Origin of the sequence: Martelella mangrovi, assembly GCF_040545495.1 — a bacterium.
Lineage (GTDB): Bacteria > Pseudomonadota > Alphaproteobacteria > Rhizobiales > Rhizobiaceae > Martelella > Martelella mangrovi.
Genome location: NZ_JBEPLY010000006.1, coordinates 96,897 through 110,262, shown reverse-complemented (window position 1 = coordinate 110,262; position 13,366 = coordinate 96,897). Strand labels below are relative to the sequence as shown.

The following is a 13,366-nucleotide window of genomic DNA, read 5'->3' as shown; positions in this document are numbered from 1 at the left end:
CGGCGGCCCCAAGGAGTTTCAACGTCATGCGCAACCGGCTTTCCACCTTATGGGACGGGCGCGGCTTCGACCTCATTCTGATCGGCATACCGCTTGCCTTTCTGATTGCGATCTCCGGTGCCGCGATCCTGTACAATGTCGTGATGAGTTTCCAGGAGGTTGACATGTTCAGCCTCGGACAGATCATCCGCCCCTTTGTCGGGTTCGACAACTACCGCCGGATCCTGTCCGATCCGCAGACCTGGCCGATTTTCGGCAACACCCTCATCTTCGTTGTCGGTTCGATTGTCGGGCAGTTTACGCTCGGCCTCGCATTGGCATTGTTCTTCCAGCAGCGTTTTCCCGGCTCGACCTATCTGCGCGGTCTGTTCCTGGTGTCCTGGGTGATGCCGGGTCTGGTTGCCGGCGCCATCTGGAACTGGCTTCTTTCCGGCGACTTCGGCGTCATCAACTATTTCCTGATCCAGCTCGGCTTTCTCGATCAGGCGATTTTCTGGCGCTCCAATCCCGAATTCGCGCTGTGGAGCGTCGTTATCGCCAATATCTGGCTGGGCACGTCGTTCAACATGATCCTTCTGTCTGTCGGACTTGCCGCCATTCCCAAGGATCTTTACGAAGCCGCAGCGCTTGACGGCGCCGGCCCCTTCCGCCGCTTCTATACGATCACCGTGCCGATGATGCGCTCGACGATTGGTGCGCTGCTGTCGCTCGGCCTGATCTTTACCCTGCAACAGTTCGACCTGTTCGCCTCGATCACCAATGGCGGCCCGAACAACGCATCGAATGTCGCCCAGTACTGGGCATGGCAATTGTCCTTCCAGGAATTCGACTTTGCAGGCGGTGCAACCGTTTCCGTCATGATGATCTTCGTCGTGATTGTCGCCGCGGCCTACTACGTCCGCTCGACCCGCTCGGAGGTACGAGGATGACCCGTCAAAGCACACGCAATATCGCGCTCATCCTGATCGCCGTCATTTTCGCCGCGATCTATCTGTTTCCGCTCTACTGGATGTATGTCACATCCATCAAGACAACATCGGAAGCCTTTGCCTCGCCGCCGATCTTCATTCCGACCCACGCCCAGTGGACCAATTTTGTCGACGTCTGGGTCAGCCGCGGCATGGGGCGCTTCCTGTGGAATTCGTTCTACATCGCCACCGGCTCGGTGATCCTGATTGCGATCATGGGTTCGGGCTGCGCCTATGTTCTGGCACGCTACCGTAGCGTCTGGGTCGATATCGGTCTGTTCCTGATCCTGATGCTGCAGGTTCTGCCGCCCTCGCTGATGGTCACCCCGATCTTTGTCGGCTTCTCGCAACTCGGCATTCTTGAATATCCGCGCTTCGCCACCATTCTCGGCATCACCGCCAAGAGCATGCCGTTCTTTGTGGTGTTGGTGCGCGCAACCTTCATGAGCGTGCCGATGGAGCTGGAAGAGGCAGCGCTTGTCGACGGCAATTCCCGTATCGGCGCCTTCTTCCACATCGTGCTGCCGCTGGCCCGCAACGGCATCCTCGTCAGCGCGATCCTGATCTACATGCAGGCCTTCGGTGAATTCGTCTATTCCAAGACCTTCATTGCCGATGCCATCTATCAGCCGGCTAGCGTCGGTCTCAACACCTTCATGGGGCCGAACACTGTCGAGTGGGACAAGATCATGGCTTACGCCTCGATCTACGTAACCCCCATCCTCGCCGCCTTTGTTCTTCTGCAGCGCAAGATTGTCTCCGGCCTGACCTCGGGAGCTTTGAAATGACAACCCAGATCGAATTCAACGCGGTCGAGAAGTATTACGGCCGCTACCACGCCCTGAAAAACGTCAACCTGACCATCGAAAAGGGCGAATTCGTCGCGCTTGTCGGCCCGTCGGGCTGCGGCAAGTCCACGCTGCTGCGCACGCTGGCAGGGCTGGAGAAAATCTCGGGCGGCGATGTCAAGATCGCCGGTGAACGCATGAACGACATGCCGCCGCGCCGCCGCGACATCGCCATGGTGTTCCAGTCCTATGCGCTTTATCCGCATATGACGGTCGAGGAGAACCTGACCTACAGCCTGCGCACCCACGGGATGAAGAAGAAGGCGGCCCAGGAAAAGGCCCGCGAAGTGGCCGAGACCACCGGTCTTTCGCAGCTTCTGACGCGCTATCCGCGTGAGCTTTCCGGTGGCCAGCGCCAGCGTGTTGCCATGAGCCGCGCCATCATCCGCGACCCGAAAGCCTTCCTCTTCGACGAACCGCTTTCCAACCTCGATGCGGCGCTGCGTGTGCATATGCGCAAGGAAATCCGCACGCTCCACGACCGGCTCGAGGCAACCTCCGTCTACGTCACCCATGACCAGATCGAAGCCATGACCATGGCCGACCGGGTGGTGCTGATGCGCGCCGGCGAGATCGAGCAGGAAGGCGCACCGCTCGAACTTTACGACAGCCCCGCCAACCAGTTTGTCGCCGGCTTCATCGGTTCGCCGGCGATGAATTTCCTGCCGGCAACGGTCGGTGAAGACGGTCAGAGCCTCAAGCTCGAACTCGGCGAGGGCGATGTTCTGCCCTATCCGGGCCGGCTGGAGGCAGGCCGCAAGGTCACCGTCGGGCTGCGCCCCGAACATCTGATGCTGGTTTCGAAGGACGAAGCCCAGTTCAGCCTGCCGCTGCGCATCGCCGAAGCGACGGGGGCGACGACCTATCTGTTCACCGCCAGCGACCCGGAGATTGCCGTCGTCATCAACGACCGCGCCGCAGTCACGCCCGGCGAGCCGCTGAACATGCGCATTGACCCCGAACACATCCACATTTTCGACCGCGAAACCGGCATCCGGCTCTGACCGAAGGCTTTCGCGGGCAGCGATGGCGCCTCCCCGCCATCGCTGCACCCCAGAATTCAAAGGACTTGATGCAATGAAAATCCTAGACGGCAACTGGCAAGCACGTGAAAACCTCGACCTCAATCAGCCGCTTGAGGCCTTCGACGCCCGCGTAAAAGACGGCAACCTCATTGTGCGCGCCATGACCTGGCCGATGAATGACCGTTCCAGCCAGATCAATGCACGGCTGATCATTCTGACCTTGTCTGCGCCAATGGAAGGCATGATCGGCGTGAAGAGCGAGCACTTCCGCGGTGTTCTCGACAATGGCCCGCATTTCGATCTCTACCCGGATGAAGGCTTCGCGCCGGAAATCGAAATCACCGAAGACTTCGCCACGCTGAAAAGCGGCAATCTGACCGCCCGTGTCAGCCTCAAGGGCCGCTGGAACCTCGAATTCCTGCGCGACGGCAAGCCGATCACCGGCTCCGACTACAAGGCCGGCGGTCATGTCACCGACCATGACGACAATGACCGCACCCATATGTTCGAGCGCCTCAGCCTCGGCGTCGGCACCAAGGTTTACGGTCTCGGCGAACGCTTCACCGACTTTGTGAAGAACGGCCAGATGGTCGATATCTGGAACCGCGACGGCGGCGCCAACACCGATCAGGCCTACAAGAACATTCCCTTCTTCCTGACCAATCGCGGCTGGGGCGTGTTCGTCAACAATCCGGGCCGGGTCGAGTTCGAAATCGGCTCCGAAAAGGTCTCCAAGGCGCTGTTTTCCGTTCCCGGTGAAAGCCTCGAATATTACCTCATCGACGGCCCCGACCCGAAGGGCGTCATCGACCGCTACACCAAGCTCACCGGTCGCCCGGCGCTGCCGGCGCGCTGGTCCTTCGGCCTGTGGCTGACGACCTCGTTCACCACCCAATATGACGAAGCGACCGTCACCAGCTTCCTCGACGGCATGGCCGAGCGCGATATTCCGCTGCATGTCTTCCACTTCGATTGTTTCTGGATGCGCGGCCTGCACTGGTGCGATTTCGAGTGGGACCCGGAAACCTTCCCCGATCCGGAAGCCATGCTTGCCCGCTACAAGGAACGCGGCCTCAACATCTGCGTGTGGATCAACCCCTATATTGCCCAGGAATCCAAGCTTTTCGACGAGGGCAAGGAAAACGGCTATCTGATCAAGCGGGAAGATGGCTCGGTCTGGCAGTGGGACCGCTGGCAGCCCGGTCAGGCCGTGGTCGACTTCACCAACCCGGAAGCCTGCGACTGGTACGCCGGCTACCTGAAGGATCTGGTCGGCCAGGGCGTCGATTGCTTCAAGACCGATTTCGGCGAACGCATTCCCGTCGACGTTGCCTATCACGACGGCTCCGCCCCGGAGACCATGCACAACTACTATACCTTCCTCTACAACAAGGTCGTCTACGAGGCCCTGCAGGAGACGAAGGGCGAGGACGAGGCGGTGCTGTTTGCCCGCTCCGCCACCACCGGTGGCCAGCAGTTCCCGGTTCACTGGGGCGGTGACTGCTACTCCGACTATATCTCCATGGCAGAATCGCTGCGCGGCGGGTTGTCGCTCGGCCTTTCCGGCTTCGGCTTCTGGAGCCACGATATCGGCGGGTTCGAGGCAACGGCGGAAGCCGATGTCTACAAGCGCTGGTGCGCTTTCGGTCTGCTGTCCAGCCATTCGCGCCTGCACGGCTCCAAATCCTACCGCGTGCCGTGGCTCTATGACGAGGAAGCCGTCGATGTCCTGCGCTTCTTCACCAAGCTGAAGATGAAGCTGATGCCGACGATCTACGCGGCCGCCTGCGAAGCGCCGCAAACCGGCCTTCCGGTGATGCGCGCCATGATGCTGGAATTCCCCGAGGACCGCGCCTGCGATGTTCTCGACCGGCAGTATATGCTCGGCGACAAGCTTCTGGTGGCCCCGGTTCTCGACAAATCCGGCGATGCCGAAATCTATCTGCCGAAGGGCCGCTGGACGCACCTTCTGACAGGTGAAGAGGTTGAAGGCGGAAGCTGGCGCGTGGAAAACCATGACTTCATGAGCCTGCCGCTTTATGTCCGCCCCTCAAGCCTGATCGTCTGGGGCGCAGTCGACGACAAGCCGGACTATGACTATGCGGACGGCGCACTGTTTGCGCTTTACGCGCTGGACGACGGCAAGACCGCGAAAGCCACGATCTTCGCCGACAAGGGCGTGAAGGCGCAGGAGCTTGCCGTTTCCCGCAACGGCGACGCAATGGCGATCGCGGCAGAAGACACCGCCCGTCCGTGGCGTCTGCGCCTGCAGGGAATTGCTTCGGTCGCTGAAACCGGCGGGGCCAGCATCACGGAAACCGCCGAAGGTGTGATCCTCGAAGGCACCGGCAACGTCACGGTCACCCTTTAAGGGCGGCCTGCGTTCATCCAGCACAATCAAAGCCCCCGTAGGTTAACGCGGGGGCTTCAGACTGTTGACAAACCCTTGTTGCAGACACTCGGAGTTCGCCTAACTAACCTCTGTCCGTCACCCCGGACTCGGTCCGGGGTCCAGGGCGGTGGAACTCCTTGTATGCAAAAACCCTTTCTGGGAGCACAAAACAAGCGGCCCTGGATACCGGCTCAAGGCCGGTATGACGAAAGAACGCGGGACGAGCGTTGTCAATAAACTGAGGCCCCCATGGTTTCCGTGGGGGCTTTTTTCGTTTTGACGCATTGGCGGTGTGCAGTCCCGTCACCGGATCCGTTTTTCGTCCTCGCCGAACACGTAAATCCTGTCGGCATCCACGGTGAGCTGCAGAGTGCTGCCCGCTTTCACGATCGCACTGCGTTCGACCTCGACCGTGCAGATGACCTCGCCGATTGAGCCGTAGAGATAGCTCGCACCGCCAAGAAATTCGGAAAAGTCGACCTTGAACGGCACGCCCGTTTGGCCATCCGCCGCAAGTTGCCAGTGTTCCGGCCGGATGCCGACCGAAACGCGCGTCCCGTCCGCAGGCTTTGCCTCCAGTTTCGGGCAGGGCAGCATGGAGCCTGCAATCTCGATATGGTCTCCGTTGATGATGCCCGACAGGAAATTCATCTTCGGCGAGCCGATGAAGCCGCCGACAAAGACGTTGTCGGGATCGTCGTAGAGTGCCGCCGGCGAACCGACCTGCTCGATATAGCCATCGCGCAGCACGACGATCTTGTCGGCAAGCGTCATCGCCTCGGTCTGGTCATGGGTCACGTAGATCATGGTATTGCCGAGCTCGCGGTGCAACCGGGCGATTTCGATGCGCATGCCGACCCTGAGTTCGGCATCGAGATTGGAGAGCGGCTCGTCGAACAGGAAGATTTCCGGATCGCGCACGATCGCACGGCCGATGGCGACGCGCTGGCGCTGACCGCCGGACAACTGGCCGGGGCGGCGGTCGAGATAATCCGTCAGCTTCAGGATTTCGGCGGCATGCCGCACCTTGCTCTCGACCTCGGCCTTAGAGCGCCCTGCGACCTTGAGGCCGAAGCCCATATTCTGTTCCACACTCATATGCGGATAAAGCGCATAGGTCTGGAACACCATGGCGATGCCGCGGTCGGACGGGTCCTCATCCGTCACATCCGTACCGGCAATCATGACATCGCCGCTGGTTACCTCTTCCAGACCGGCAATCAGTCGGAGCAGGGTCGACTTGCCGCAGCCCGACGGGCCGACGAAGACGACGAATTCGCCGCCTTCGATCTCCAGATCGACATCATGGATGACCTGAACGGCGCCGAAGGCTTTGGAGACCCGTCTCAGCGACAGCCCGGATGGATTGCGTTGTGGTGTCAACGTTGCCAGTTGTTCGCTCATTGTCACGCCTCCCTGCGCAGCCAGACCAGCATTTCGCCCGGCGCGCGATTGTCCCAGAGATAATAGGGTATGGCTTTCAGGCTGGCTGCCGCGCGCTGCGGCGGCGTGCCGGAATAAAGCGCGTCGGTCGGCTGGCTTTCCACCGTTGCATCGACTTTCAGGGCAACGGCGCCATCAAGCCCTTTGGCACGGTCCAGCGTCACCGGCGTGCCATCCTTGATGACATAGGCATTGAGCGGTGCAGCATTGTCCGTTTCCTCAACGCAGTAGACGAAGGGACCCCGCAAAAGCGCCATCCGTCCCTGATCCGGCGCGATTTTCGGATTGGCGTAGAGCATTTCCGGCTCCATCTTGAGGTCGAGCGCAATCCTGTCACCGGCCTGCCATTGACGGCGGATCCTGAGATAGCCCTTGTCCGGCGCGATCTTTGACGCCTCGCCATTGATTTCCAGCGAAAAGCCCCTGGCCCATCCGGGAACGCGCAGCGCAAGCGTGAATTCAACAGGCGTTTCCGGCTGAAGCGTGACGGCGATCCGGCCATCTTCCGGATAACGCGTTTCCTGCCTGATGCCGAGCTTCGTGCCGGCAACCTCGATATCCGCCGTATTCTCGCAATAAAGATGCAGCGCCAGCTCATCTTCCGCCAGGCCATAGAAATAGGTGCCGATCGAGGCGATCAGCCGGGAGATGTTGGGCGGGCAGCACGGGCAGCGATGCCAGCGCCAGCGGTGGTGGTTGCCGTGGCTTTCCAGCGGATTGTCGTAGAAGAAATGGGTACCATCCTGTGAAATCCCGGACAGCGCACCGTTATAGAGCGCCCGCTCCATGACATCGGTAAACCGCGCATCGGGCTCGCGCCCCAGCATGCGGCTTGCCCAGAACACCAGCGCGACCGAGGCGCAGGTTTCCGCATAGGCGCTTGCATTGGGCAGGTCGTAATCGAAGGTCAGCCCTTCATTGTCCTTCGAGGGGCCGAAGCCGCCGGTGACATAGAGGTTCTTGTCGGTCAGATGCGACCACAGCGCCTCAAGCGCCGGATTGAGGCTGTCATCGGAAAACTCGGTCGCGACATCCGCCATCCCGGCATAAAGATAGGCCGCGCGCACCGCATGGCCGACGACTTCGCGCTGCTCGCGCACCGGCTTGTGCGCCTGGCAGTATTCGAGCGTGGAGAAGTGGAAATCCTCCGGCTTGTCGCCGCGCGCGACCGCCTCCTGATCGAAATAGTTCGGCTTTTTCCCGCGTTCGTCGACGAAGAATTTTGCCAGATCGAGATAGCGCTGTTCACCGGTTACGCGGCCGAGCTTGACCAGCGCCAGCTCGAGTTCCGGGTGGCCCGGATAGCCGCGTTTCTTGTCGGCATCAAGCCCGAATGTCCGTTCGATACAGTCGGCGTAACGGCACATGATATCGAGGAAGCGGCGTTTGCCGGTGGCGTGGTAATAGGCAACCGCGCCTTCGATCAGGTGTCCGGCATTATAGAGCTCATGACGGTCGCGCAGATTGGTCCAGCGCTGCCCCGGCTGGATACGCTGATACCAGGAATTGAGATAGCCATCCTCGGCCTGAAGCCTTCCATAGGCATCGATCACGTCATCGACGCGAGCTTCGAGTTCTTCATCGCGCTTGCGGTTCAGCGCATAGGCCGCCGTCTCGATGCTCTTGCCGAAGTCTGAATCCCAGAACATCTGGGTGGTGACAGTGTTGCCGTGATCGAAGGGAATGACAACGCCGGGATTGGGCAGGTCCGGGTCGACCTGTTCGAGCATACGCGCTTCGATGCAGCGGTCGAACAGGAGTTTAGCGGTGGTGGTCGCGATCACATCGACGCGCGGACCGAAAAAGCCGCCGACCTCGACCTGATTGACGGAAAGCGGGCGGAATTTCGATTTCGGCTGAAGGGCATCGCCAGCATTGAGAGGCTTGTTCATCTTGTTGTCCTTTCGGAAAGCTTATTTCACCGCTCCGGCCGTCAGGCCGCGAATGTAGGAGCGCTGGAGAATGAGGAAGAGGATCATGCAGGGGATCATCATCAGCGTGACGCCCGCCTGCACCGCGCCCCAGTCGACCGAGCCGTAGCGGCCATAGCGCACGGCGGTCATCAAAACGGGGAGCGTGAATTTCGACTGGTCGGTCAGAAGCACAAGGGCTGCGAGGAACTCGTTCCAGGCATTGAGGAAGGCAAACAGGCCGACGGTCACCACGCCCGGCAGCACCAGCGGCCCCATGACCTGAACCAGCATGCGCACGCCCTTGACGCCATCCATGCGGGCCGCCTCCTCGATTTCCTTCGGCACCGCATCGAAAGCGTTCCGCATCATGAAAACCGAAAACGGGAGCTGCAGCGTCGAATAGATGAAGACGAGACCGATCAGGGTGTTCTGAAGCCCCATCTTTGCCAGCAGAAGAAACAGCGGGGTGAGGATCGACTGGAACGGGATCATCATCGTCGACAGGATCAGTACGAAGGCAAAGCCCTTCAGCGGAAACCGGTATCGCGAGAAACCGTAGCCGGCGAGAATGGCCACGACGATGGTGAGCGCCGATGTGCCGACGGCGACAAACAGCGAATTGCCGGAATAGTGCAGCACCGACTGACCGAAATTTTCCAGCCGTTCATAACTGGAAACGCTGAAGCCCTCGGTCGGCCACGGCGGCAGGGGCGGCTGGGTCGATTCCGCCGGTGTGCGGAAACTCGCCAGAATGACCCAGACCAGCGGCGCCAGAAAAAGCGCTGCCACAAGCGCCGCCGTTACGTGAAACAGAACGCGGTGATAGCGAAACCGGCCGCGACGGGTGGCAGGCGCTGCGGTTGCCGGCTGTGAAGTGGAAACGGCCGTTGACATCATTTGTCCTTTCGATCGCCAAGCATGGTCAGCTGCAACACGCTGAGAACGAGCAGGATGAGCAGCAGCACCATCGACAATGCCGCGCCATAGCCCAGGCGGAAGGAGACGAAGCTTTCGTTGAAGATCTTGTAGACGGCCGTGACGGTCTTGTTCTGCGGCCCGCCGCTCAAGATGATGTAGAACTGGTCGAAGGCCAGCATCGAACCGGACACGCACAAAATCAGCGCCAGCGCGAAAGGTTTGCGGATCAGCGGCATGGTGATGTAGCGGAACCGCTGCAGCCATTTGGCGCCGTCAATGCGCGCGGCCTCCTGATAATCGGCCGGAATTGCCTGCAGGCCGCTCATCAGGATGACCATGTAGAAACCGGCCATTTTCCAGACGACCATGACGATGACCGACCAGAAGGCCGGCGTGTAACTGGCGAGAATATTGACCCGCCCCTTGGTCAGCCCGACATCCTGCGCCAGCGGCGAAAACAGGCCGGTATCGACATTCGAAAGCCACACCCACAACAGCGCGGCAGAGGCAAAACCGGTCACCACCGGCAGGAAATAGATGGTCCGATACGTCGAAACCGCGCGCCCCTGCCCCTGCACGATCAGTGCCAGTATCATGGCAAAGCCGAGCAGACCGATGGTGACCACGACCGTATACTGGATGGTGAACCACAGCGACGACCAGAAGCTCTTGTCGAACAGCAGCCGCTCGTAATTGTCCAGGCCGATATAGCGCGGCAGGCCCATCAGCGGCCATTTGTGCAGCGACATCCACACCGTCATGCCGAGCGGAACGATGAAGAACACGGTGACAAGCGCCAGCGCGGGGAGAACATAGATCAGGCCTGTCCATTGTGAAGACCGCCGCCGCCTTCGCCGTTTCGGCAAAGGTGCGCCCGCGCCGGCCACTATCCCGTCAGACATGGCAAAGTCCTTTCGCATTAAAAGGGTGGCCACCGGCCCTTAAGGCCGGTGGTGCGTTGACAGGCCCCACGTCTCTCTCCGCGTCATGCTCGGGCTCGACCCGAGCATCCATACGTCGCTGTTTCATGGACCCTCGGGTCAAGCCCGAGGGTGACACGTGAGGAAAGTGCGGTTAGTCAGCAGTCATTCCAACCGGCCCCGGCGGGCCGGCGGTTGTGCTTTTCCCCGAAACGCCGCTTACCGGGACGAGTCGATGATCGACTGCATTTCGTCCTGCGCTTCGGCCATGGCGTCATCGACCTCGTCTTCGCTGTCGGCGAAGAAGGCGCGGTTCAGCATTGTGATCCAGGGGCCGTTCAGCGAGTTGATCAGATCGTTGAAGACCGGGCTGTAGGGCGTCTTGCCCTTGGCCATGGCCTCGGCCGCGATCATGTAGCGGGCATCGAGTCCTTCCAGCGCCTGCTCGGCAACATCGTCACGCACCGGCAGCGAGCCGTTCTGCGCCAGGATCTTCTGCCCCTCCGGCGAATAGGCGAATTCGATGAAGGCCTGGATGGCCGGCATCTTTTCCTCTGCGGTCTTCGCCGAGACCACAATATTGTCACCGCCGGCAAAGGAGGACCAGTCGCCATCCTTGCCCGGCAGATAGGTCACGCCGTATTCAAGGTCGGGATACTGGTTGTTGAGCGCGCCGATGGCGAACGAGCCGGACGGAGTGAGGCCGATATTGCCGCCGGCAAAGGCTGCAAAGAAGTTCGAGCCGGAATCGGTTTGTGAACCTGCCGGCACCAACCCGTCCTCGACCATGCCGCGATAAAACTCGATCGCATCCTTCATCTGCGGCGTCGTCACCGTTGCCTTCGCGCCTTCATCCTCGAACAGCACGCCGCCGGATGCCCAGACGAGCGGCATGAAGGTGAAGATGTTGCAGCCGCCGCAATTTCCGGAGAAATAAAAGCCGTAAGTTTCATCGCCAAGCGCTGAGACCGCCTCGGCATCCTCACGGACCTCCGCCCAGTTCGTCGGTGCCTTGTCGGGATCAAGCCCTGCTTCCTCAAACAGGTTCTTGTTCCAGACCAGCACCGAGGCATCGGCCGAGAACGGCATGCCGTAGATCTTGCCGTCATAGGTGCCGACCGTCAGATGCGCCTTCGACAGATGGTCGTAATAGGGCAAAGACTTGGCAAACTCCGTCATGTCCTTCAGTTGCCCGGCCTGGGCAAAGGATGGCGTGTAGATCAGGTCGAGCGAGAGCGCGTCCGGCTCGGAGCCGCCGGCAGCGGCAATCGCATATTTCTGCACCAGCTCATTCACCGGCACGATCTGCAGTTCGGCCTTGTCCTCGCCTTTTGCATTAAAGGCATCGACCAGTTTCGGCATGAATTCCGAGCCGTCGGAACGGACCCAGAGCGAGAATGTTTCCGCCTGGGCAAGCCCGGGCAATGCGATTGCGGCGATCGCCACGCCGCCTAGAAAAGTCCTGATATTCATTTCCATTACCTCCCGTTTAAAAATCATGCTGCCGCTCAAAACAGTTTGAGCCAACGTTTGCGCAAATTGCGCAATTCCCTCCCCTGAAACCGGCGTCTCACACTGGCGGGGCGGTTTCCCGGCGCAAAGCTCAGTCGGGTTTTGCACCGCAGGATTCTCTGACGACGAGCGTGCAGGGCGTCTCGCGGATGCCCGGCGCGACGGGCTCGCCGTCAATCATGTCGAGAAGCGCCAGACCGGCGCTTCGTCCAAGGCCCGGAAGCCCCATATCCACCGTCGTCAGCGGCGGCCGCGTCGCAGCGGCGAAGACCTCCCAGTTGTCGAAACCGACAATGGCAATATCATCGGGCACGCTGATCCCCATCAGCGCAAAGGCATCGATGACGCCGCGGGCAATCTGGTCATTGCCGCAGAAAATCGCATCCGGACGCTCCCCCGCCGCAATCAGCGCATGCGCTGCCGCGTAGCCGTGCGCCTCCGTCCATGTGGAAAACATCGCTTCGCCGAAGGGCTCCAGCCCGGCCTCGGCAAGCGCCGAACGCCACCCGGCTTCGCGCAGGTTCGCCGCCTTGAAAGCCCGCGGACCGGTAATATGCGCGATCTTTTTGCGCCCGAGGTTCACGAGATGCCGGACCGCGTCCCTGGCCGCATTGGTGTCGTCCGGCACGAAACTGACCGCGCCTTCGGGCGCTGCCGCATAGACATAGACCACCGGCATACCAAGCGACGGAAGCTCGATCGGCAGACCGCGATCGATGCGCTTGCCGGTGATCACCAGACCGTCGACGCGCTTTTCCTCCATGGCGCCGAGGGTCAGCTTGAGGCTGTCCGGCTCGTATTCGCCGGCGCTCAGAAAAACCGAAACCCCGCGATCCGCCATGGCGGACGAAAGGCCGGCTGCGACCGGCAGCGTAAAACGTCCATACATATCGTTGGTCAGAAGGCCGAGCGTGAAGGAGCGCTGCTGCACCAGACCGCGCGCAATGGAATTCGGCCGGTAATCGAGTTCGGCAGCCGCAGCACGCACGCGTTCCCGGGTTTCGTCAGACATCCGGCCCGTGCCATTGAGCGCCCGCGAAGCCGTCGTCACGCTGACATTCGCTTTCGCCGCGACATCACGGATCGTGCTGCGCTGGTAAGCGCTTGCCGATTGCAGTTTCGACACCCTGTCCGCCAAAATATTCCTCCCGGCGCAAACTGTCCAAAACGCCTGAGCAATCGTTTGCTCATCATTGGTTTACCGTTTGCGCAATCAGGTTTTCATATTCACCGATTGCTGTCAAGAGACGTTTTTGTAAATATTTGCTTACTTTTTCAGCCGCTGCGCTATGGAGATCGCACGCCTGTTCCACGGTGAAATCTTCCAACCGTGTGCGCGCATTTGTTCCCTTTTCATTCTCTTGATAATCACTATATCATCTCCCCATGCAGGATGACCTTGAAAGCCTTTTTCCGTTGAAAGCCGG

The 13,366-nt window shown here is 60.4% G+C and carries 10 protein-coding genes; 4 read left to right on the top strand and 6 right to left on the bottom strand.

Annotation, left to right across the window (positions count from 1 at the left end):
* The first annotated feature begins 26 nt into the window (after positions 1-26).
* From ABID12_RS10680 to yicI, 4 genes are all read left to right on the top strand, one after another.
* Entirely contained in the window at positions 27-929 is a 903-nt protein-coding gene (locus ABID12_RS10680; protein WP_106303061.1) for a carbohydrate ABC transporter permease, read from the top strand.
* Entirely contained in the window at positions 926-1,756 is an 831-nt protein-coding gene (locus tag ABID12_RS10675; protein WP_106303065.1) for a carbohydrate ABC transporter permease, read from the top strand. The genes ABID12_RS10680 and ABID12_RS10675 overlap by 4 nt, the downstream gene beginning before the upstream one ends.
* Complete coding sequence (locus ABID12_RS10670; RefSeq protein WP_354434194.1) at positions 1,753-2,820, top strand: ABC transporter ATP-binding protein; 1,068 nt, start codon at positions 1,753-1,755, stop codon at positions 2,818-2,820. The genes ABID12_RS10675 and ABID12_RS10670 overlap by 4 nt, the downstream gene beginning before the upstream one ends.
* Before the next feature lie 73 nt (positions 2,821-2,893).
* A complete protein-coding gene (gene yicI / locus ABID12_RS10665) occupies positions 2,894-5,212 on the top strand; it encodes an alpha-xylosidase (RefSeq protein ID WP_354434193.1) in 2,319 nt (772 codons plus the stop codon).
* 324 nt (positions 5,213-5,536) lie between these two features.
* Here yicI and ABID12_RS10660 read toward each other — a convergent pair whose 3' ends face one another.
* The 6 genes from ABID12_RS10660 to ABID12_RS10635 form a co-directional block, all read right to left on the bottom strand.
* Positions 5,537-6,637 (bottom strand): ABC transporter ATP-binding protein, encoded by a 1,101-nt coding sequence (locus tag ABID12_RS10660; protein WP_354434192.1) that lies wholly within the window; start codon positions 6,635-6,637, stop codon positions 5,537-5,539.
* A 2-nt stretch (positions 6,638-6,639) separates the two neighbouring features.
* Entirely contained in the window at positions 6,640-8,568 is a 1,929-nt protein-coding gene (locus ABID12_RS10655) for a glycoside hydrolase family 127 protein (RefSeq protein ID WP_354434191.1), read from the bottom strand.
* 21 nt (positions 8,569-8,589) lie between these two features.
* The gene (locus tag ABID12_RS10650) at positions 8,590-9,483 is read right to left on the bottom strand and encodes a carbohydrate ABC transporter permease (RefSeq protein ID WP_354434190.1); all 894 of its coding nucleotides are present in this window, start codon (positions 9,481-9,483) and stop codon (positions 8,590-8,592) included.
* The gene (locus ABID12_RS10645) at positions 9,483-10,397 is read right to left on the bottom strand and encodes a carbohydrate ABC transporter permease (protein ID WP_394706096.1); all 915 of its coding nucleotides are present in this window, start codon (positions 10,395-10,397) and stop codon (positions 9,483-9,485) included. The genes ABID12_RS10650 and ABID12_RS10645 overlap by 1 nt, the downstream gene beginning before the upstream one ends.
* 249 nt (positions 10,398-10,646) lie before the next feature.
* Positions 10,647-11,900, bottom strand: coding sequence for an ABC transporter substrate-binding protein (locus tag ABID12_RS10640; RefSeq protein ID WP_354434189.1), 1,254 nt, complete (start codon positions 11,898-11,900; stop codon positions 10,647-10,649).
* A 130-nt stretch (positions 11,901-12,030) separates the two neighbouring features.
* Positions 12,031-13,077: a LacI family DNA-binding transcriptional regulator gene (locus ABID12_RS10635; protein WP_354434188.1), complete on the bottom strand. Its 1,047-nt coding sequence runs from the start codon at positions 13,075-13,077 to the stop codon at positions 12,031-12,033.
* Between the last annotated feature and the right edge of the window lie 289 nt (positions 13,078-13,366).

Bases quoted from the DNA above. Each gene is read 5' to 3' on its own strand.
- ABID12_RS10640 (WP_354434189.1), bottom strand. From the start codon at position 11,900: ATGAATATCAGGACTTTTCTAGGCGGCGTGGCGATCGCCGCAATCGCA.
- ABID12_RS10655 (WP_354434191.1), bottom strand. From the start codon at position 8,568: ATGAACAAGCCTCTCAATGCTGGCGATGCCCTTCAGCCGAAATCGAAA.
- yicI (WP_354434193.1), top strand. From the start codon at position 2,894: ATGAAAATCCTAGACGGCAACTGGCAAGCACGTGAAAACCTCGACCTC.
- ABID12_RS10650 (WP_354434190.1), bottom strand. From the start codon at position 9,483: ATGTCAACGGCCGTTTCCACTTCACAGCCGGCAACCGCAGCGCCTGCC.
- ABID12_RS10660 (WP_354434192.1), bottom strand. From the start codon at position 6,637: ATGAGCGAACAACTGGCAACGTTGACACCACAACGCAATCCATCCGGG.
- ABID12_RS10670 (WP_354434194.1), top strand. From the start codon at position 1,753: ATGACAACCCAGATCGAATTCAACGCGGTCGAGAAGTATTACGGCCGC.
- ABID12_RS10680 (WP_106303061.1), top strand. From the start codon at position 27: ATGCGCAACCGGCTTTCCACCTTATGGGACGGGCGCGGCTTCGACCTC.
- ABID12_RS10675 (WP_106303065.1), top strand. From the start codon at position 926: ATGACCCGTCAAAGCACACGCAATATCGCGCTCATCCTGATCGCCGTC.